This window comes from Parvularcula oceani (assembly GCF_000733125.1).
Classification (GTDB): domain Bacteria; phylum Pseudomonadota; class Alphaproteobacteria; order Caulobacterales; family Parvularculaceae; genus Parvularcula; species Parvularcula oceani.
The window spans coordinates 95924-116386 of record NZ_JPHU01000006.1 but is presented as its reverse complement, the minus strand read 5'-3'; the positions used below and the strand labels follow the sequence as shown (position 1 = coordinate 116386).

Genomic DNA, 20463 nt, shown 5'->3' with positions numbered 1-20463 from the left:
CCGCACCGGTTTCGCAGGAGAGGACTCGTGAACGCATCGAAGATCGAGAGCGTGGTCATCCTGGGCGGCGGAACCGCCGGGTGGATGGCCGCTGCCGTGCTGGCGAAGGCGCTCGGGCCTGCGGTCGCGGTCACTCTCGTCGAATCGGATGAGATCGGCACGGTCGGGGTGGGCGAAGCGACCATCCCGCAGATCCGGCACCTTCTGAACTTTCTTGGCCTGGACGACCGCAGGGTGCTGTCCGAGACGGACGCCACCTTCAAGCTCGGCATCGCCTTCGAAGGCTGGAGGGCGCCCGGCCATCGCTACATCCATGCCTTCGGCGAGTTCGGCCTGCCGCTGGGCCTTGCGCCGTTCCACCATCATCTGCGCCGGGCGCAGCAAGGCGGCGAGGCCGGCGAGCTGTGGGACTATTCGCTGACGGCGCAGGCTGCTTATAGCGGGCGTTACGCCCAGCTGCCGCGCATCGGCGATACGCGCATCGGCGGCATCGTCTCCGCCTTCCACCTCGACGCGACCCGCTTCGCGACGCTCCTGCGCCGGACGGCGGAGGCGGCCGGGGTGGAGCGGATCGAAGGTCGGGTCGAAGCGGTCGTGAAGAGCGACGAAACCGGGAACGTCTCGGCCCTCACCCTCCGCGACGGGCGCAGAGTGAAAGGCGAAGTCTTCCTCGACTGCTCGGGCTTCCGGAGCCGGCTCATCGGCCAGGAGATGGGCGTGCCCTTCGAGGACTGGTCCGCGCACCTGCCTTGCGACAGGGCTGTCGCCGTGCGCAGCGCGCCGGGCCCGGCCTTGCGCCCTTACACGCAAGCCATGGCGCGGAAAGCCGGCTGGCAGTGGCGGATCCCTCTGCAGGGGCGCGTCGGCAACGGCCATGTCTATTCGAGCGCGCATATGTCCGACGACGAGGCGGCGGCCGTGCTCACCCGGAATCTCGAGGGAGAAGCGGAGGGAGAGCCCCGCCTCATCCCCTTCAGGACCGGGCGGCGGCGCGAGGCTTGGGCCGGAAACGTCGTCGCGCTCGGCCTCGCCGCAGGCTTCATGGAGCCGCTCGAATCGACCTCGATCCACCTCGTCCAGTCCGCCGTGGAGCGGCTCGTCCAAGCCTTCCCCACGGGCTCTATGGAGCCAGCGCTGTGCAACGCCTATAATCAGCGTACACGAACCGAGTGGGAGCGCATCCGCGATTTCCTCGTGCTGCACTACGCCGTCAATGGAAGGGCAGGAGAGCCGTTCTGGGACGAGCGGCGGTCGGCCGCCTTGCCCGAAAGCCTGGAACGGCGGCTCTCGCTGTTCCGCGCCGGCGGCCGCTTCTTCGCCGAAGAGAGCGAGCTCTTCACCGAAACGGGATGGGTGCAAGTCCTCGAAGGACAGGGCGTGCGGCCCGAAGGCTGGGCGCCCGCCGCGAACGCGCTGCCCGAAGAGCGCCTGCGGAGCATCCTTGCGAATACGAGAAACCTGATCGGGCGAACGGCCGAACGCCTGCCCACTCACGAAGATGCCGTTGCGAGGCTGACCGGAACGGACCCGGCAGCGCTGTCAGGTGATGAAAATCGAGCCTAAGGAGGCAAACTTGTTGAAAACGCTGTTACTCTCTGCTGCCGGAACCCTCGCTCTCGCGGGCGCCGCCTCCGCGCAGGATCTCGAGGTCGCATCGCCCCATGGAGACCTTGTGGTCACGCTGTCCACGGACGGCGCGGGCCGGCCCACCTATGCCGTGACCTTCGAGGGTGAGACGGTGGTCGAGCCTTCGCAGCTGGGCATGCGTTTCGCGGAGCACCGCGGCTTTCAGGAGGGAATGGTTCTCGAAGAGAAGGACCGCGCAGCGGCGGACGAAAGCTGGGAGCAGCCCTGGGGCGAGCGGCGCATCGTCGAGGACCGCCACAACGAGCTTCTCGTCACCTTCATGGACGAAGAGGATGAGCGGCGGCGGTTCGACCTGCGCGTCCGCGTCTTCGATGACGGCCTCGGCTTCCGCTACGAGGTGCCGAAACAGCGCAGCCTCCGCGGGGAGGTGGCGATCACCGACGAGCTGACCGAATTCGTTCTGCCCGAGGCGGATACGACGGCCTGGTGGATTCCGGCGCGCATGTGGAACCGCTACGAGTACATCTACGAGGAAACGCCGCTCGGCGACATCCACACCGTCCATACACCGGTCACCTTCGAACTCGGCGGCGGCACGCATCTCTCGATCCACGAGGCGGCGCTGGTCGACTATTCCGGAATGAGCCTGACGCTCGGCCGCGGCAACCGCCTCGAAGCGGATCTCGCGCCGCGTGCGGACGGCCCGAAGGTGAAGCTCGAAGCCCCCTTCGAAACGCCCTGGCGGGTGATCCAGGTCGCAGAGGATGCGCCAGGCCTGATCAACGGGACGGACATCTATCTGAACCTGAACGAGCCGAATGCGCTCGGCGATGTGTCATGGGTGGAACCGGGCAAATATCTCGGCATCTGGTGGGGCATGCATCTGGGCACCCAGACCTGGGGCTCGGGCCCGCTTCACGGCGCGACGACCGAGAACACCAAGGCCGTCATCGATTTCGCCGCCGAGCACGGCTTCTCGGGCGTCCTGGTCGAGGGCTGGAACGAAGGCTGGGACGGCGACTGGTACGAGAACGGCGACGTCTTCAGCTTCACCGAGAGCTATCCCGATTTCGATATCGAGGAGGTGGCGGACTATGCCCGGCAGAAGGGCGTGCGCCTGATCGGGCACCACGAGACCTCCGGCAACATCACGAACTACGAGAAGCAGATGGAGGCGGCCTACGACCTCTATGAACGCCTCGGCGTCGCGCAGGTGAAGACCGGCTATGTCGCCGATGGCGGCGAACTCAAGCGGGTGGGCGAGGACGGGGTCGCCCATTACGAATATCATGACGGGCAGGCCGCCGTGGAGCATCACCTCACGGCGCTGCGCGAGGCGGCCGAGCGGGAAATCTCGATCAACACGCACGAGCCGGTCAAGGATACGGGGCTGCGGCGGACCTATCCCAACTGGATCAGCCGTGAAGGCGCGCGGGGCAGCGAATACGACGCCTGGGGCCAGCCGCCCAATCCGCCCGAGCACACCGCAATCCTGCCTTACACTCGCATGCTGTCGGGGCCGATGGACTACACCCCCGGCATCTTCAAGCTGCGGCCCGAAGCGGGCGAAGGCAGCCCGCCCGCCTATCCCGGCGGCGAGCCGCGCCCCGATGTGCGCACGACGCTGGCAAAGCAGCTCGCCCTCTATGTCGTGCTCTACAGCCCCATCCAGATGGCGGCCGACCTGGTCGAGCACTACGAGGAGAAGCCCGAGCCCTTCCAGTTCATCAAGGACGTGCCGACGGACTGGGAAGAGTCGATCGCGCTTGCGGGCGAAGTCGGCGACTATGTCGTCATCGCGCGCCAGCGCCGCGGCGGCGAGGATTGGTATCTCGGCGCGGTCACGGACGAGGAGGGCCGCGCGCTGGATGTGCCGCTCGGCTTCCTCGAGGAGGGGCGGACCTATACCGCCGAGATCTACAGGGACGGCGAGGGCGCGGACTGGGAGACGAACCCCTATCCCATCGCCATAGAGAGCCGTGAAGTGACGTCCGGCGACACGCTGGACCTGCCGCTCGCGCCCGGCGGCGGCGCGGCCGTCCGCCTGGTCCCGGCCCAAGGATGAGACAGGAGAAGCGAATGATGCGTATCAGGAGCACGGTTTCGCTCGGTGTCCTCGCCGCGGCACTCGGCGCATGCAGCGCGACCGGCGCGCAGGATGCAGCCCCGGCCGCCATCGCGCCCGGCGCGCCGGGCGACCCCTCCGTATGGGCCTTTTCTGGCAAGACCGGCATCGGGACGTCCTATGAGGCCTATGCGGGGGAGGACGGCGAGGCGCCGACCGCGCCGGTATCCAAGGTGTGGTTCTCCCTCGCCGAAGGGATCGTCACCGAGACCATGGCCGGCCTGATCCACGAGGCCCAGATCAAGGACATGAAGCTCGCCTTCGTGGGCGAGGGCTTCGTCGACGTCGAAGGCGAGGACACCGAGTTCGAGATCGAATACCTCTCCACGGACGATGAAGGCCGCCCGCTTTCGCTCGCCTATCGCGTCACGACGCGGGACGAGGAGGGGCGCTACGAGGCCGTCAAGGACGTCTTCACCGACCCTGATCGCCAGACCCTCTTCGTGCGGACGACCATCCGTGCCTTGGGCGAAGAGCCGGTCACGCCCTACCTCCTCGTCAATCCGCATGTCGCCAATACGGGCGACGACGACACCGCTTCGGCCGGCGAGGACGCGCTCATTGCCTCGGACGGCGAAAGCGCGCTCGCCGTCGTGCCTTCGTCCCCCTTCGAGGCCGCTTCGGCAGGCTTTGTCGGTGCCTCGGACGGGCTGAGCCAGCTTCGTCGGAGCGGCGGGCTCGAAGAGCGCTACGATACGACCGGCGAGGCGCCCGGCAATGTCGCCATGACCGGCAAGCTGGCAGAACTCCGCCCCGGGGAAAGCGTCACCTTCGACCTCGCTATCGGCTTCGGCGACAGCCGCGAGGCGGCGCGCGAAGAAGCGGACGGCTCGCTCGCCGAGGGCTATGACACGATCCTCGCCAATTACAACGGAGAGGGCGCGGCGGTCGGCTGGTCCGACTATATCGCATCGCTCGACGCGCTGCCGGACCTCGCCGAAGAAGCGCGCGACGGCGGCAGGCTCGCCTATGCGAGCGCGCTCGTCCTCAAGGCGCAGGAGGACAAGACCCATCCCGGCGCCCTGATCGCATCCTTGTCCAATCCGTGGGGCGACACGGTCTCGGCGGCGGAAAGCTCGACCGGCTACAAGGCGGTCTGGCCGCGCGACTTCTATCAGGTCGCCATGGCCTTCCTCGCCATGGGCGACGAGGAGACGGCGCGGGCGGCCTTCGACTACCTGCCGGACATTCAGGTGACGGAGGACATGCCCGGAAACGAGGGCGCGACCGGCTGGTTCCTGCAGAAGACCCATGTCGACGGCGAACGCGAATGGGTCATGGTGCAGCTCGACCAGACGGCCATGCCGATCATGCTGGGATGGAAGCTCTGGCAGGCGGGCGTCCTTTCCGAGGAAGAGTTGCGGGCGTCCTATGACGGCATGCTGCGCCCGGCTGCGGTCTTCCTGACCGAAGGCGGCGAGACCGATCTCGACTACAATCAGGGCGAGGTGATCCCGCCGCGCACCCAGCAGGAACGCTGGGAGGAGCAGGAAGGCTACTCGCCCTCCACGACGGCGGCCGTCATCGCCGGGCTCGTCAGCGCCGCCGATATGGCGGAGGCGCTGGGGCGCGGCGACGATGCCCGGCGTTTCCTCGAAGCGGCCGACGCCTATGAGGCGCGGATCGAGGACACCATGTTCACGACTGAAGGGCGCTATGGCGACGGGCGCTACTTCCTCCGCATCACCCGGAACGAGGACCCGGACGACCGGGGCCCGACGGGTCCCGCCAACGGTCAGGAAGGCGTCGCCGAGGACCGCGTGCTCGATGCGGGCTTCCTCGAGCTCGTTCGTTACGGCGTGCGCCCGGCCGATGTTGCCTCGATTACCGAAAGCCTGCCGGAACTCGACGACCAGGCGCTGGAGGACCATTACCGGGTCAAATACGAGTTCACCTTCGAGGGCGAGGAGGGGGCCTTTCCCGGCTGGCGGCGCTACGGCAATGACGGCTATGGCGGCGATGCCGAGACGGGCGCGAATTACGGCCGGATGACGCCGGGGCAGCGCGGCCGGGTCTGGCCCTTCTTCACCGGCGAGCGCGGCCATTACGAGCTCGCAGCGGGCATGCCGCCCGAAGAGGTGGCGGCCACCCATGTCCGCGCGATGGAGCTCTTCGCCAATGAAGGGCTGATGCTGCCCGAACAGGTCTGGGACGGGGTCGGCGATCCCACCGCCTATGACTATACGCCGGGCGAGGGAACGAACTCGGCGACGCCGCTGGCCTGGACCCATGCCGAATATGTCAAGCTTCTCCGCTCGCTGCGCGATGAGCGGGTCTGGGACCGCTATGCGCCCGTGGAAGAGCGCTACGCGCGGGACTGATACCGGGGTCCTCCGGCGGGGCGGAAGGGAGGGCGCTGCCTTCCCAGTCCGGTCCGCCGGAGGAATGTTGACCTCGCCCGGTCGCCGGGCCTATTGCCCGGCCCATCGCCCGGCCGCTTTTCCTCGCGCAAGGCGGCTTGTCTCTTCCAGCTCATTTGCGGCTCGTCCGCCGGATCAGCGTCTTGCGGCTTCTCTTCTCGCTCTGGCCCCTGCTGGCCGCTGCTGCCATCCTCCTCGGCGGCAACGGACTGCAAACGACGCTTCTCGCCGTGCGCGGGGAGCTCGAAGGCTTCTCGCCGACGGTGATCGGCCTGTTCCTGTCCGGCTATTATGCGGGGATGATCGCGGGATGCCGGGTCGTTCCGGCTTTCGTGCGGGATGTCGGCCATATCCGCGCCTTCACCGCCTTCGCCTCCATCGCCTCGGCCGTTGCCCTCGCTCATGCGCTGCTGGTTCTGCCGTGGTTCTGGATCGTTCTGCGGATCGTCACCGGCTTCAGCTTCGCCGCCTTGCAGATGATTCTCGAAAGCTGGCTCAACGAGCGGAGCACCAATGCCACGCGCGGCCAGGTGCTGTCCGTGTACCGCATCGTCGACTTCACGGCGGTGACCGCGCTCCAGGCCGTGTTCGGCCTGTTCGATCCCACGGGCTTCCTGCTTTTCGCGCTGATCTCGATCGGCCTGTCGCTTTCGCTGGTGCCGGTCGCGCTGTCGCGCACGGAGGCGCCGCTGCCGCCCGCCTCCGCCAAGCTCGACCTGCGGCGGCTCTGGCGCGTCTCGCCCGTGGCCGCTCTCGGGGCGGGGATGATCGGCCTTTCGGCTTCCGCCTACTGGTCGATGAGCCCGCTCTTCGTCTCGGGGCTCGGCTATGACGCGACGGCGATCGGCCTCTTCATCGGCGCCATCGTCTTCGGCGGCGCCATCGCCCAGTGGCCGGTGGGCTGGCTGTCCGACCGGATCGACCGCCGCCTCGTCCTCGTGGGCTGCACGGTCGGGGCCGCGGCCAGCGCTCTCGCCATGCCGGGCTTCGGCGCCCAGTCCGCCGAAGCGCTGGTCGGCGCGGCCTTCGTCTTCGGCCTGTTCGCGCTGCCCTGCTACGGCATCATCGTGGCCCATGCGAACGACCACGCCGAGCCCGGCGGAGCGCTGGCGGTCAGCGGCGGCCTCCTGCTCCTTTTCGGGCTCGTCGCCGTGGCGGGGCCGGTGCTGGCCGCGCAGGTCATGCGCCTGTTCGGCAGCGAGGCGCTGTTCGTTTGGATCGGCGCGGTCTATGCCGCGATGACGGTTCTGACCGTGATCAGGATCGCGCGCCGCGCGCCGCCCGAGGCCACCGCGCCCTTCGTCCCCGTGCCGAGAACGACGCCGGCGGCCTATGCGCTCGATCCGCGCACCGAGCCTCAGTCGCCAGCGTAATGCAGCGACAGCGTCCGCTCATGCGGGCGGTCGCGATGCTCCGCCACATAGACGCCCTGCCAGGTGCCGAGGTCCATCCGGCCGTCCAGGACGGGAATGCCGAGGCTGGTCGCGGTGAGGGCGGAGCGGATATGCGCGGGCATGTCGTCCGGCCCCTCCGCATCGTGTCGGTAGCCGGCATCACGCGGCGCAAGGCGATCCAGCGCATCGCCGAGATCGCGCATGACGTCCGGGTCCGCGTTCTCCTGAATGACGAGCGAAGCGGAAGTGTGCCGGACGAGCACGGTCAGGAGGCCGTTCCCGGCCTCCTGCTCTTCGAGCCACTCCGAGAGCTTCGCCGTCACCTTGGTGAAGCCGGGCCCGCCGGTGCGGACCCGGAGCCTGCCATGGGCCTGCCTCACATGCCGCCTTCGAAGGCGGCGCAGGCGACGCGCGATCCGGCGTCGCCGCTCGGCTGGCTTTCATAGTCGTCGGCGCCCGAATGGACCATCACGGCGAAGCCGTCGCTGTCCTGAAGGTCGGCGAGCATGGTCCCGCTGCCGAAGAGGTCTGTCCGCAGGTGGCCGTCGCGATGGGCGAAGCCGTTGGGCAGGTCGCCGGCATGCGGGCCGCCATCGACGCGGAAGCCGTGGGAATTGCCGTTCGGCGCGGCGTGCCCGCCGGCCGTGGTGAAGCCTTCCTCGGGCTCGCAAAGGCCGGTTTCGTGCAGGTGGACGCCGTGGAAACCTTCCTCGACACCCATCACGTCGACCCGGACCAGAAGCCCGTTCGGCGTTTCCTGCAGCATGACCGTGCCGGCCTCTTCGCCGTCGGTATTGAGGAAGGTGCCTTCGAGTCCGGCGCCGCCCGGCAGGTCGTCGAGAGCCATGATCTGGTCGTGCCGCTCCTCGTCATGCGGACTGTTCGGCACCGTGTCCGAGGCCCCCTCCTGCATGCCCATGTCCATCGAAGTATCGGCGGATTGTCCCGCATAGCTCTGACACGCGATCAGCGGCAGGGAAAGCGCCATGATTACAGCGAGTTGCGTCTTATGTGTCATCGTCCACCTCCAGGGGTTCCGCTGGCCCTCTCGGACCCGAAATGCTAAAGCCCACATCGACTCACGGAATTGAACCTAGGGCGCTTGTGGCAGACGACGACAACACACCGGAAACCGAAGCAGTCGATGGCGACGGGGTCGACCCCGCGGAGGGCACGGCGCCTGAGAACATGATGCCGCCGCCTCTGCCTCCCGGGGCGAGCACGATCTCGATCACCGACGAGATGGAGCGGTCTTATCTCGACTACGCGATGAGCGTGATCGTCAGCCGCGCCATCCCGGATGCGCGCGACGGCCTGAAACCCGTGCATCGCCGCATCCTGTGGTCGATGCACGAGAACAAGTACACGCACGACAAGCCCTACAAGAAGTCCGCCCGCGTCGTCGGCGACGTGATCGGCAAATACCACCCGCATGGCGACTCGGCGGTCTATGACGCGCTGGTGCGCATGGCGCAGGACTTTTCCCTGCGCCTGCCGCTTCTGGACGGGCAGGGCAATTTCGGCTCGATCGACAACGACCCGCCCGCGGCCATGCGTTACACCGAAGTGCGCATGGCGAAGTCCGCCACGGCGCTGCTCGCCGACATCGACCAGGAAACGGTCGACAAGCAGGACAACTATGACGGCTCGGAGGCCGAGCCCGTCGTCCTGCCCGCGCGCTTTCCGAACCTCCTGGTCAATGGCGGCGGCGGCATCGCGGTCGGCATGGCGACCAATATCCCGCCCCACAATCTCGGCGAAGTGGTGGATGCCACCATCGCCTTGATCGACGATCCGCAGATCGCCGACAGCGAGCTGATCGAGATCGTGCCCGGCCCGGACTTTCCGACCGGCGCGCAGATCCTCGGCCAGTCCGGCGCGCGCCAGGGCCTTCTGACCGGGCGCGGCTCGGTCGTCATGCGCGGCGTCACCGCCATCGAGGAGGTCCGCAAGGACCGCCAGGCCATCATCATCACCGAGATTCCCTATCAGGTGAACAAGTCGGCCATGGTCGAGAAGATCGCCTCGCTCGTCCGCGAGAAGCGGATCGAGGGCATCTCCGACCTGCGCGACGAAAGCGACCGGCAGGGCATCCGCGTGGTGGTCGAGCTGAAGCGCGACGCGAACCCGGAGGTCGTGCTCAACAACCTCTACAAGCAGAGCCAGCTTCAGACTTCGTTCGGCGTCAACATGCTGGCGCTCAACCAGGGCCGGCCCGAGCAGATGACGCTGCGGACCGTGCTCGAGGCCTTCGTGCGCTTCCGCGAGGAAGTCGTCACGCGGCGCACGAAATACGAGCTCGCCAAGGCGCGCGACCGGGCGCATGTGCTGGTCGGCCTCGCCATCGCGGTCGCGAACATCGACGAAGTCGTCAGGCTCATCCGCTCGGCGCCCAATCCGGGCGCGGCGCGCGAGGCGCTGATGGCGCGCGACTGGGACGCCGCCGACATGGCGCCGCTCGTCGCCCTCGTCGCCGATCCGCGCAGCGCCCTGACCGAGGCGGGCACGCTCAGGCTGACCGAGGTGCAGGCGCGGGCGATCCTCGACCTGCGCCTTCAGCGCCTGACCGCGCTCGGCCGCGACGAGATCGGCGACGAGCTGAAATCGCTCGCCGAGCGCATCGCGGACTATCTCGAAATCCTGCGCGACCGGAACCGCGTCCTGACGATCATCAAGGACGAGCTGACCGAAGTGCGCGACGAGTTCGCCACGCCTCGGCGCTCGCAGTTCATCGACGCGATCGAGATGGAGGACGAGGACCTCATCGCGCGCGAGGACATGGTCGTGACCGTGACCCATTCGGGCTATGTCAAGCGGACCGCGCTCGACACCTATCGCGCGCAGCGCCGGGGCGGGAAGGGCCGCTCGGGCATGTCGATGAAGGACGAGGATTTCGTCGCCCAGCTCTTCGTCGGCAATACGCACACGCCGCTTCTGTTCTTCACGGACCAGGGCATGGTCTACAAGCTCAAGCTCTGGCGCCTGCCCGAAGGCGCGCCGACCGCGCGCGGCAAGGCCTTCATCAACCTCTTGCCCCTGTCCCAGGACGAGCGGGTGACGAACATCCTGCCGCTGCCCGACGACGAGGACGAGTGGGGACGGATGGACATCCTCTTCGCCACCCGTTCGGGCGGTGTCCGCCGGAACACGCTGTCCGACTTCACCAATGTGAACCGGGCCGGCAAGATCGCGATGAAGCTCGACGAGGGCGACGTGCTGGTCGGCGTGTCGCTCGCCTCCGAAGCGAACGACGTCCTCCTGACCACGGCCGAGGGCATGGCGATCCGCTTCCCGGTCGACAATGTCCGCGTCTTCAGCGGGCGGACGAGCACCGGCGTGCGCGGCATCCGGCTGGCCGACGGCGACCACGTCATCTCCATGGCCATCCTGCACCACGTCGATGCCGAGCCCGAAGAGCTGCGGGCCTATCTCAAGGCTTCGGCCGCCGCGCGCAGGGCTGCGGGCGAGGGCGAGACCGAGGGCTCGGATGCGGACGAGGAGGGCGCCGCCGCAGCGCTGTCGCCCGAACGCCTCGCAGAGTTCGGCGCCCGCGAGCAGTTCATTCTCGCGGTCACCGAGAACGGTTACGGCAAGCGGTCGAGCTCCTATGAATACCGGACCTCGAACAGGGGCGGGAAGGGCATCATCGCCATCCAGACGACCGAGCGGAACGGCGCCGTCGCCGCCTCCTTCCCGGTCGAGGACGGCGACGAGATCATGCTGGTCACCGATGGCGGACAGCTGATCCGGACGCCCATCGCCGATATCCGCGTCGCCGGCCGGAACACGCAGGGCGTGACGATCCTCAACACCCGCAAGGGCGAACGAGTCGTTTCCGTCGAGCACGTGCCCGAAGCCGAAGCGAACGAGGCGCTGGACGAGGCGGGCGATGCGCCCGAGCAGGACAAGGGCGGAGCGGCCTCATGACCCGCCTCACCGGCCTTTACCCCGGCACGTTCGATCCGCTCACGCTCGGCCATATCGACATCATCAAGCGGGCGGTGAAGCTCGTGGACACGCTGCTGGTCGGCGTGGCGGTCAATGCCGGAAAGGGCCCGCTCTTCGATCTCGACGAGCGGGTCGACATGGTCCGCGAGGCTCTGGACGGAATCGATTCCGAGGCGCGGGCGCAGATCAAGGTCGTGCCCTTTGACGGGCTCCTGATGCATTTCGCCGAGCAGAACGGCTGCCAGGTGATCATTCGCGGGCTGCGCGCCGTTTCCGACTTCGAATACGAATTCCAGATGGTCGGGATGAACAGCTTCCTCAACGAGGAGGTGGAGACCGTCTTCCTGATGGCGGATGCGCGCTACCAGGCCATCGCCTCGCGGTTGGTCAAGGAAATCGCGAAGCTCGGCGGCGATATCGACGATTTCGTGCCGCCATCGGTGGCGCGGCGGCTGCTGGCCAAGGTCGGCCGGGGCTGATCCTACTGGCCGGACAACAGGCCGGTCATCGTGTCGACGATCTCCCGGTCATCGGTGGGCTTGGTCAGGACGGGCGCGCTCTCCGACCAGGGCTGCAACTCATCGGGGTCGTGGCTGGTGAAGAACGCGAAGGGCACGTGCATGTCGGTCAGGCGCGAGGCGATCTGGCTGCTGTCGCCCTCGGCGAGCCAGTAGTCGAGAACCGCGGCATCCGGCGCGCTGCTGCCCTTGAGGGCGGTCAGGGCTTCGGCGGCATCGGGATAGGGACCGAGCACGGTCGCGCCCGCGCGTTCCAGGACCAGAGAAAGGTGCATGGAGAGGATCACATTGTCCTCCGCCACAAGCACGCGCCGCCCTTCGAGCGAGGCCGCTTCGGGTTCTCCCGTCACCGTCAGCGCCGCCATGTCGATATTGGCTTCCGTCTCGACCATCATCTCCGACCTCTCCGCACCCCGCCGATATAGGTTTATGTTCCCTTAACACTTCGCGAGGCTAAAAGTTGTCGGCCCTGTTGCAATGCACGTATTCGTCATCGCACGGCTTGCGGAGCGTTAAGCCCGGGGGCAGTGGCCCAAAGGCCGCGCCATCGCTAGAAGGCGGGTCGGCAGGAAGGATTTGGCCAGCATGATCGGACAGCTATTCGCGGCGGCTGCACTCGCCGCGCTTGCGCAGCAGGGGGCCGGCGCGGCCCAGACGCCGCAGGCGATTCTCGAGCGCGCCCCCGACGAGGTCTGGGAGCCGGTCGCCCCCGAGAACCTTCTGGTCATGGACCTGCCCAGCGGCACCATGCTGATCGAGATGCGGCCCGACCTCGCCCCGGCCCATGTCGAGCGCATCCGCGAGCTGACGCGCCAGGGCTTCTATGACGGCGTCGCCTTCCACCGCGTCATCGACGGCTTCATGGCGCAGGGCGGGGACCCCACCGGCACCGGGCAGGGCGGCTCGGATCTTCCGGACCTTCAGGGGGAATTCGCCCAGCCGATGAGCGGCGTGGCGACGTTCTCTCCCATCGGACGCGACAATCGCGCGGCCCAGGTGGGATTTGTCGGCGCCGTGCCCGTCGGCACGCAGCCGCCGACGATGCGCGAATTCGTGGCGCAGGACGATGTGGCGCTCTGGGGCCTGCACTGCCCCGGCGTCCTGTCCATGGCGAGGGCGAACGATCCGAATTCGGCGAACAGCCAGTTCTTCGTCATGTTCGGCGACAACCGCACCAGCCTCGACCAGCGCTATACCGTCTGGGGCCGCGTGGTCGAGGGCCAGCGCAATATGCGCCGAATCAATCGCGGCGAGCCGCCCGAGCGCCCGACACCGATCGTCAGGGCGCGCATCGCGGCCGACATGCCCGAGGCCGAGCGGCCCAAGGTCGAGGTCCTGCGCAGCGATTCGGAGACCTTCGCTGCTTATTTGCAGCGGACGGGTGCCATCTCGCGGACGGGTTACCTAGACGATGTGTGCAATGTGACCGTTCCGGTCCGCGTGAACGAAGAGATACAATCATGAGCAAACTCAAGCTTGAGCTCGAAACGGGCGACGTCGTCATCGAGACCTTCCCCGACAAGGCGCCTAAGCATGTCGAGCAGATCACCCGCCTCGCCGAAGAGGGCTTTTACGACGGGCTGACCTTCCACCGCGTCATCGAGGGCTTCATGGCGCAGGGCGGCGATCCGACCGGCAATGGCACGGGCGGCGCCGATCAGAACATCCCGGCGGAATTCAACGACACGCCGCATGTCGAGGGCGTCTGCTCCATGGCGCGCGCGCAGGATCCGAATTCGGCATCGAGCCAGTTCTTCATCTGCCTCGACGATGCGACCTTCCTCGACAAGCAGTACACGGCATGGGGCCGCGTCACCGAAGGCATGGATGCCGTGCACGCGATCAACAAGGGCGAGCCGCCCAGGAACCCCACCAAGATCAAGACCTTCCGCAAGGCGTAAGGTCCGCCGGCCCGCTCCTCCGGGGGCGGGCCTCCCCCTCTCTTCCTCCGCGGAAACCGGGCCCGCCCCGGCGCCTGTGCCCGCAGGACGCTCTTCGTTCGCGGCTGGTCCGGGCACCGCGTTCCGCTAAAGGCGGCCCGTGAGAACCTCCGACTTCGATTTCGACCTGCCCGATGACAGGATCGCGCTCCGCCCGGCGGACCGCCGCGACCGCTCCCGCCTGCTTCATGTGAAGGGCGGGGGGCTTGGCGATCATGTCTTCTCGGAGCTGCCCACGCTCCTTCGAGAGGGCGACCTCCTGGTCCTCAACGACACGCGCGTGCTGCCCGCCGCGCTCAAGGGGGTCCGTCCCGCCCGGCAGGTGGGCGGCGGCGGCGCGGTGACGGTGGACGTGAACCTCCTGTCCCCGCTCGCCGAGGGCACTGTCTGGCGCGCCTTCGCCCGGCCGACCAAGCGCCTGCGGGCAGGGGACCGGCTCGATTTCGGCGCGGGGCTGTCGGGGGAGGTCAGGCGCCGCGACGGCGGCGAGATCGAGCTCGCGCTCAAGGCCGACGGACCGATCGATGCGGCCCTGGCCGCGGCGGGGCAGATGCCCCTGCCGCCCTATATCGCGCGCAAACGGGCCGCCGACGAGGCCGATGCGGACCGTTATCAGACCGTCTATGCGCGGGCCGAAGCGAGTTCCGTCGCCGCCCCGACCGCCGGCCTCCACTTCACGCCCGAGCTCCTCGCAGAACTCGAAACGCGCGGGATCGGCAGCGTCCGGGCGACCCTGCATGTCGGGGCCGGCACATTCCTGCCGGTCAGCGCGGAGCGGCCCGAAGACCACGAGATGCATTCCGAGCGCGGCGAGCTGTCCGCGGAGACCGCGGCGAGGATCGCCGAAGCGAGGGCCGAGGGCCGCCGGATCGTCTGTGTCGGGACAACGTCGCTGCGCCTCGTCGAGGCCGCCTCGGCGGATGGCGCCATCGCGCCGTTCTCGGGCGAGACCGACATCTTCATCACGCCGGGCCACCGCTTCAGGACCTGCGACGTCCTCCTGACCAACTTCCACCTTCCGCGCTCGACCCTGTTCATGCTGGTCTGCGCCTTCGCCGGAACCGAACGCATGAAGTCCGCCTATGCCCATGCGGTCGAGGCGGGCTACCGCTTCTATTCCTATGGCGATGCCTGCCTTCTGGAGAGAGCCGAATGACCCGCTTTTCCTTCGACCTGATGCACACGGACGGCCAGGCGCGCCGCGGGCGCATCACGACGTCGCGCGGGCCGATCGACACGCCCGCCTTCATGCCGGTCGGCACGGCCGGGACGGTCAAGGCGATGCAGTTCCGCGATGTCGCGGCGACGGGCGCGCAGGTCGTGCTCGGCAACACCTATCACCTGATGCTGCGCCCTACGGCGGAGCGGGTGGACCGCTTTGGCGGGCTTCACCGCTTCATGGGCTGGGACGGTCCGATCCTGACCGATTCGGGCGGCTTCCAGGTCATGTCGCTGACCGACATCCGCAAGCTGACCGAGGAGGGCGTGAAGTTCGCGAGCCATATCGACGGCTCGCGGCACATGCTGACCCCTGAACGGTCGATCGAGATCCAGTGCCTCCTGCATTCGGATATCCAGATGCAGCTCGACGAATGCCCGCCCTTTCCGATCGAAAAGGACGCCTCGCGCGAGAGCCTGGAGATGTCGCTGCGCTGGGCGAAGCGATCGAAGGACGCGTTCGAGAAGCTGGCGGGAGAGCACCAGGCGCTGTTCGGCATCGTACAGGGCTCGGTCTTCGAAGAGCAGCGCGCAGCCTCGGCGCGCGGCCTGATCGACCTCGGCTTTCACGGCTATTCCATTGGAGGGCTGGCCGTCGGCGAGGGGCGGGAGCCGATGTTCGGCGTCCTCGACGTCACGACGCCGCTCCTGCCGCAGGACAAGCCGCGCTATCTGATGGGCGTGGGCAAGCCGCTCGACATCGTCGGCGCGGTCGAGCGCGGCGTCGACATGTTCGACTGCGTCCTGCCGACGCGGGCAGGGCGGCACGGCCAGGCCTGGACCTGGAACGGCCCGCTCAATCTCAGCAATGCCCGCTTCGCCGACGACGAGAGCCCGCTCGACCCCGATTCGGACTGTCCCGCCTCGCGCGACTATTCCAAGGCCTATCTCCACCACCTCTTCCGCGCAGGAGAGTATCTCGCGGCGACCCTTCTCACCTGGCACAATCTCGATTTCTACCAGCGCATGATGCGCGCCATGCGGCAGGCCATCGCCGAAGACCGCTTCGCCGACTGGGCAGCGGAATTTCGGGAAAATCATATCGAAAGGCGGGCGAAAAGCGCGTCCTGACCTGTTGACGCTGCCGCCTCGCGCCTCTACTTCGCAGCCCGAGTGGGCCCGTAGCTCAGTTGGTAGAGCAGCTGACTTTTAATCAGCGGGTCACAGGTTCGAATCCTGTCGGGCTCACCATTGCATTTCCCAGATCTCGGATCGGCACCCGCGCCTGACATCCCCGCCCGCGAGGCGAAGCCGGGCCTGCGCCGGTGCCGCTGTTCCATCGGGCGGTGCGGACTGTTATCTGGGCGATCCATGGCAGGCGGGATTTTCGATGCCGAAGAGTATACCGCGAAGCGGAAGCGAAGCCGATCACCTGCGTTTCGTGCTGGAGCATTCCGGCATCGGCGCATGGGAGCTCGATACGAAGAACGGCTCGGCCTGGCGCAATCGGCGCCATGACGAGATCTTCGGCTATCCCGAGGGCCTGCCCGAATGGACCTATGAGATGTTCGTGGACCACGTCGTCGAGGCCGATCGGCCCGCAGTGCGCGAACGTTATGGGCGCTCACTGGAGGAGGGCGAGCCCTGGTCCTTCCAGTGCCGGATCCGGCGGCCCGACGGCGAAGAGCGGTGGATCTCGGTCCGCGGAACCCCTCTGCGCGATCAGGAGGGACAGGTCGAGAAGTTCATCGGCCACGTCCTCGACATCACCGATCTGAAGCGCGACGAGGACCGCCTGAGGACGATCTCCCACGAGCTGAACCACCGCGTCCGGAACACGCTCACCATCGTGCAGTCGCTCGCCACCCGTTCCTTCCCCGACGATCGGAGTGTCGCGGAAGGCCGCAAGGCCTTCATCGAGCGCATCGACGCCCTCGCGAGCGCGCATTCGATTCTGACCAATGAGAGCTGGACCGGAGCGCCGATCCCCGCCGTCGTCCGTTCGGCGCTCCTGCCGTTCTGCGGAGACCGAGAGGAGCGTTGCAGCGTCGAGGGGCCGGAGGCGTGGTTGCCGGCGAAGACCGCCGTGAGCCTGACCATGGCCCTGCACGAGCTGGCGACGAACGCGCTCAAGCATGGCGCCCTCAGCACGCAGGAGGGACGCATCGCCGTGCGGTGGACCTGTTCGCCCCATGGCGAGGAACAATTGTGCGAGATGACATGGACCGAAACCGGCGGTCCGGCCGTTCGTGAACCTGAAGGAACGGGGTTCGGCCTGACGCTGATCAGGGGCCTCATGCCGACAGAGCCCGAAGGGAAGGCCGAGATCTCCTTTCTCGCCGAAGGCTTGAAGGTCCGGCTGACCTTCCTCGCCCAAAGCGGGCACATCGCGGCCTGAGGAGCCTCTGAATTGACCGGAAGCGGATCGACCCGACTGCACGCCCTGCTCGTCGAGGACGAGTTCATGGTGGCGATGCTGGTCGAAGGCTATCTGCACGACCTCGGGGTGGAGCGGGTCACCAGAAGCGCCACCCTGCAGGACGGCCTGGCCCAGGCGCGCAGAGGCGATTTTGACTTCGCGATCCTCGATGTCCGGCTCAATCAGGATCTGTCCTTCCCGATCGCCGAAGTGCTTCGGGAGCGGGGCATCCCGTTGACCTTCCAGACCGGTTACGGCGGGGAGGGGATCGAAAGCCGCTTTGCGGACTGCCCGGTCCTGACCAAGCCCTATACGCTCGAAAAGCTCCGCGAGATCCTGCCCTGCCTGCACGGGGGTAGGACCGGTTCTGCCGACGAGCAGGACGCAGCGAAGAGCTCGGATCGGCACTCCGGGGTCACATCGGAGTGAGAAGGGCAAACCGCGCTCATGGTTAATCCGTCCTTGATGTGACGGGCCCGTTCCGAGGGAGGGGCGCGCCGCGCGGCCTGCGCGGCGATACGGCTCGTAACAAGGAGCCTGTTATGACTCTTCTCAAGACACTCGCCGCGAGCGCCGCAGTGGCCGCGCTCTCGTTCGGCACCGCGAATGCCGCGCATATGGCCTTCAGCCTCGGCGACAATGGCAACACCCTCGTCCAGTTCGCACCCGACGGCACCGGCTTCACGGGCGTGGACCTCTCCGGTGATGCGGACTCCCTGGATACCATCACCTATCGCCCCGAGACGGGTCAGCTTTATGGCTACTCCCAGGACTCCGATAGCTTCTTCCTGATCGACCCGATGACGGGCGCGACCAGCCTCGTCTTCGAAAGCCCGGTCGACGTGCAGACGGACATTGTCGGGCTCGACTTCAACCCGACGCTCGATGCCGTCCGCCTCGTCAGCGTCGCGGGTGACAACATCGTCTACGATCCGAATGGGGGCACGGTCACGCGTGTTACCGATCTCTTCTACGACGAAGGATATTCGTCCGAGCTGGTCGGGCCGAACGTGATCGGAAACGCCTACACCAATCAGGTGCCGGAGGCGGAAGCCGACGTTCTCGGCACGACGCAATACGTGCTGGACAGCCAGACGGATACGCTCGGCATCCTCGGCAACAACAATGGCGACATCGACCGCGTCGGCGCGCTGACCATGATGAGCAGCGGCGAGAACATCGACTTCGCCTCCGTCGGCGGCTTCGACATCTTCACCTCGCCCGACGGCGAGAACATCGCCTATGCCCTGCTGACCACGGTCGACGGCACCGCCTTTTACGAGATCGACCTCGGCCTCGCGGTCGCCACCATGATCAGCACGGTCAGCGGCGAGTTCGGCCCGCTTCAGGGCCTCGCCGTCTTCGTGCCGACCGATCCCATTCCGCTGCCTGCCGCAGGCCTCCTGTTCCTGACCGGCGCCGGCGCTATCGGGGCGATGCGCAGGCGCAAACGCGCAGCCTGAGCCCTGACAGGCTGGGGGAGAGGCCGGGGGCGCCGCGAGGCGCCCCCGCGTCCCGTTCGGAAGACGCAAGAAAAACCCTTCGCGCAGGCGAAGGATAACATGGACGTGTTCTCTCGCAGGCCTTCGATCGTTCTTCAGAGAACACGGGATAGGGAAAATCCGGCGCCGTCTTGGTGGAACCTCCATTTTCCTACCATGAACAAAGCTCTTGACCTGCTGCGCGAAATACTGCGACCTGCCCGCCGTGGAAAAGAACGCGCCCGATCCGTCTCTCGATGAGCTTCTCGCCAAGGTCGGGCTCGAGGACCGCCGGGCCTTCGACCGCCTCTACGAGCTGGCTTCGCCGCAACTCTACGGTGTCGCCTATGCCGTGCTCGGGGATGCCGACGAAGCGCAGGACGTGGTGCAGGAAGCCTTCATCAGCATCTGGCGGCGCGCCGCGACGCAGAACGCGGCCTCGTCGCGCGCGATCTCGTGGATGGTGATCATCGTCAGGAACGCGGCCGTCGACCGCCGCAGGCGAAGGCGGAATGTCAGCGTCGATCCCGCCCATCTGGAACGGGTGTGCGATGCGCCCACTCCCGAGGAAAACGCGGTGAAGGGCAGCGAGGCGGCGCATCTGCACCGTTGCCTTCAGCTTCTCGAAGCGGGCCAGGCGAAGCTCGTCCGGCGCGCCTTCTTCCTCGGACAGACCTATGCTGAAATCGCCTCCGATATCGAGGCGCCGCTGGGCACCGTCAAAAGCCGAATGCGGCGCAGCTTCGAGAAGCTGCGGGAGTGCCTGATCGACCAGGTGAGCGGACCAGGATCGGAAAAGGCGCCGCAGCTGCCCGCAGACAGGTCGTGATGGACGATAAGGACCGGCATATCCTGGCAGCGGAGTATGTTCTCGATCTCCTGGGGGAGGAGGGGCGGGAGGACGCGCGCCGCGCCTTCGAGGAGGACCCCGCTTTCCGTGCCGCCGTGGCCGAGTGGGAGGACGATCTCGCAGAGCTGACCGCTCATTTCGCCCGCACGCCGCCGCCGACGCTCAAGCGCCGTCTCGACGCCGCCCTGTTCGGCGACGAGGCGCCTGCGGACCGGGCGCGGCCCGGCGGCATCGGCCTGTGGAAAGCGCTGACGGGCGCCTTCGTCGCCCTGTCGCTGCTCCTCTTCGCCGCCGTCCTGCTCCGGCCCGGGCCGGCTCCCGCCCCGACTCCGATCCGCTTCGTCGCGCCGATCTCTTCGGAGGCCGGGGAAGGGCCGCCGGTGATGGTCGAGATCTACCCGGACGGCCGGGTCCGCGTGCCCGCCTTCGATCCCGCGGTCTTCGGCGAAGAGCCGGGCGAGCGCGTGGTCCAGCTCTGGGCGATCCCGCCGGACGGCGCGCCGGTGTCGATCGGCCTCGTCAGCCCGGACCGCCCTGGCGATACGGACACGCCCTCGCAGTTCGAGAACATGACCTTCGCCTTCAGCCTCGAGCCGCCGGGCGGATCGCCGACCGGCCAGCCGACGGGACCGGTGGTCGCGACGGGACCCGTGATCGAATTGTCGCCGGTGCGGGACTAGGCG

18 protein-coding genes and 1 tRNA gene are annotated in these 20463 nt (G+C 67.4%); 16 read left to right on the top strand and 3 right to left on the bottom strand.

What is annotated here, in order from left to right:
* Window positions 1-27: 27 nt before the first annotated feature.
* The 4 genes from IE88_RS0108445 (at window position 28) to IE88_RS0108430 (ending at window position 7445) form a co-directional block, all read left to right on the top strand.
* On the top strand, window positions 28-1563 hold the full coding sequence (locus IE88_RS0108445; protein WP_031552950.1) for a tryptophan halogenase family protein: 1536 nt from the start codon (window positions 28-30) through the stop codon (window positions 1561-1563).
* Window positions 1547-3652 carry a glycoside hydrolase family 97 protein gene (locus tag IE88_RS0108440; protein ID WP_051881729.1) on the top strand — a complete coding sequence of 702 codons (2106 nt, stop codon included), beginning with the start codon at window positions 1547-1549 and terminating at the stop codon, window positions 3650-3652. Before IE88_RS0108445 ends, IE88_RS0108440 begins: the two co-directional genes overlap by 17 nt.
* 17 nt (window positions 3653-3669) lie before the next feature.
* A complete protein-coding gene (locus tag IE88_RS0108435) occupies window positions 3670-6033 on the top strand; it encodes a glucan 1,4-alpha-glucosidase (RefSeq protein ID WP_031552944.1) in 2364 nt (787 codons plus the stop codon).
* Window positions 6034-6215: 182 nt separating this feature from the next.
* Complete coding sequence (locus IE88_RS0108430) at window positions 6216-7445, top strand: MFS transporter (protein WP_156032507.1); 1230 nt, start codon at window positions 6216-6218, stop codon at window positions 7443-7445.
* Here the strand turns inward: IE88_RS0108430 and IE88_RS0108425 are convergent.
* Together IE88_RS0108425 and IE88_RS0108420 are read right to left on the bottom strand one after the other, a co-directional pair.
* Window positions 7430-7846 carry a secondary thiamine-phosphate synthase enzyme YjbQ gene (locus IE88_RS0108425; RefSeq protein WP_081871543.1) on the bottom strand — a complete coding sequence of 139 codons (417 nt, stop codon included), beginning with the start codon at window positions 7844-7846 and terminating at the stop codon, window positions 7430-7432. The genes IE88_RS0108430 and IE88_RS0108425 overlap by 16 nt on opposite strands.
* Complete coding sequence (locus IE88_RS0108420; protein ID WP_162178323.1) at window positions 7843-8484, bottom strand: superoxide dismutase family protein; 642 nt, start codon at window positions 8482-8484, stop codon at window positions 7843-7845. The genes IE88_RS0108425 and IE88_RS0108420 overlap by 4 nt, the downstream gene beginning before the upstream one ends.
* A gap of 170 nt (window positions 8485-8654) precedes the next feature.
* On the opposite strand from IE88_RS0108420, the gene gyrA reads away from it, so the two are divergent.
* Entirely contained in the window at window positions 8655-11393 is a 2739-nt protein-coding gene (gene gyrA, locus IE88_RS0108415) for a DNA gyrase subunit A (RefSeq protein WP_051881757.1), read from the top strand.
* Window positions 11390-11893, top strand: a complete 504-nt coding sequence (gene coaD, locus IE88_RS0108410; protein WP_031552926.1) for a pantetheine-phosphate adenylyltransferase — start codon at window positions 11390-11392, stop codon at window positions 11891-11893. The genes gyrA and coaD overlap by 4 nt, the downstream gene beginning before the upstream one ends.
* A 2-nt stretch (window positions 11894-11895) precedes the next feature.
* Here coaD and IE88_RS16505 read toward each other — a convergent pair whose 3' ends face one another.
* Complete coding sequence (locus IE88_RS16505) at window positions 11896-12327, bottom strand: response regulator (RefSeq protein ID WP_051881723.1); 432 nt, start codon at window positions 12325-12327, stop codon at window positions 11896-11898.
* Between the two features lie 190 nt (window positions 12328-12517).
* Here IE88_RS16505 and IE88_RS0108400 point away from each other — a divergent pair, with 190 nt between their 5' ends.
* The 10 genes from IE88_RS0108400 (at window position 12518) to IE88_RS17290 (ending at window position 20460) form a co-directional block, all read left to right on the top strand.
* On the top strand, window positions 12518-13396 hold the full coding sequence (locus IE88_RS0108400; RefSeq protein WP_031552923.1) for a peptidylprolyl isomerase: 879 nt from the start codon (window positions 12518-12520) through the stop codon (window positions 13394-13396).
* Window positions 13393-13833 (top strand): peptidylprolyl isomerase, encoded by a 441-nt coding sequence (locus IE88_RS0108395; RefSeq protein ID WP_031552921.1) that lies wholly within the window; start codon window positions 13393-13395, stop codon window positions 13831-13833. Before IE88_RS0108400 ends, IE88_RS0108395 begins: the two co-directional genes overlap by 4 nt.
* A 139-nt stretch (window positions 13834-13972) precedes the next feature.
* On the top strand, window positions 13973-15028 hold the full coding sequence (gene queA / locus IE88_RS0108390) for a tRNA preQ1(34) S-adenosylmethionine ribosyltransferase-isomerase QueA (RefSeq protein WP_031552919.1): 1056 nt from the start codon (window positions 13973-13975) through the stop codon (window positions 15026-15028).
* Window positions 15025-16161, top strand: coding sequence for a tRNA guanosine(34) transglycosylase Tgt (tgt, locus tag IE88_RS0108385; protein WP_031552916.1), 1137 nt, complete (start codon window positions 15025-15027; stop codon window positions 16159-16161). Before queA ends, tgt begins: the two co-directional genes overlap by 4 nt.
* A 44-nt stretch (window positions 16162-16205) precedes the next feature.
* A tRNA-Lys gene (locus tag IE88_RS0108380) sits at window positions 16206-16281 on the top strand.
* Between the two features lie 139 nt (window positions 16282-16420).
* Window positions 16421-17428 (top strand): sensor histidine kinase, encoded by a 1008-nt coding sequence (locus IE88_RS0108375; RefSeq protein ID WP_031552913.1) that lies wholly within the window; start codon window positions 16421-16423, stop codon window positions 17426-17428.
* A 12-nt stretch (window positions 17429-17440) separates the two neighbouring features.
* A complete protein-coding gene (locus IE88_RS18535; protein WP_202900461.1) occupies window positions 17441-17878 on the top strand; it encodes a response regulator in 438 nt (145 codons plus the stop codon).
* Window positions 17879-17991: 113 nt separating this feature from the next.
* Window positions 17992-18912, top strand: coding sequence for a DUF4394 domain-containing protein (locus IE88_RS0108365; RefSeq protein WP_031552907.1), 921 nt, complete (start codon window positions 17992-17994; stop codon window positions 18910-18912).
* 208 nt (window positions 18913-19120) lie between these two features.
* A complete protein-coding gene (locus IE88_RS0108360) occupies window positions 19121-19759 on the top strand; it encodes a sigma-70 family RNA polymerase sigma factor (protein ID WP_051881720.1) in 639 nt (212 codons plus the stop codon).
* Window positions 19759-20460 (top strand): anti-sigma factor, encoded by a 702-nt coding sequence (locus tag IE88_RS17290; protein ID WP_031552903.1) that lies wholly within the window; start codon window positions 19759-19761, stop codon window positions 20458-20460. The genes IE88_RS0108360 and IE88_RS17290 overlap by 1 nt, the downstream gene beginning before the upstream one ends.
* The last annotated feature ends 3 nt before the right edge of the window (window positions 20461-20463 follow it).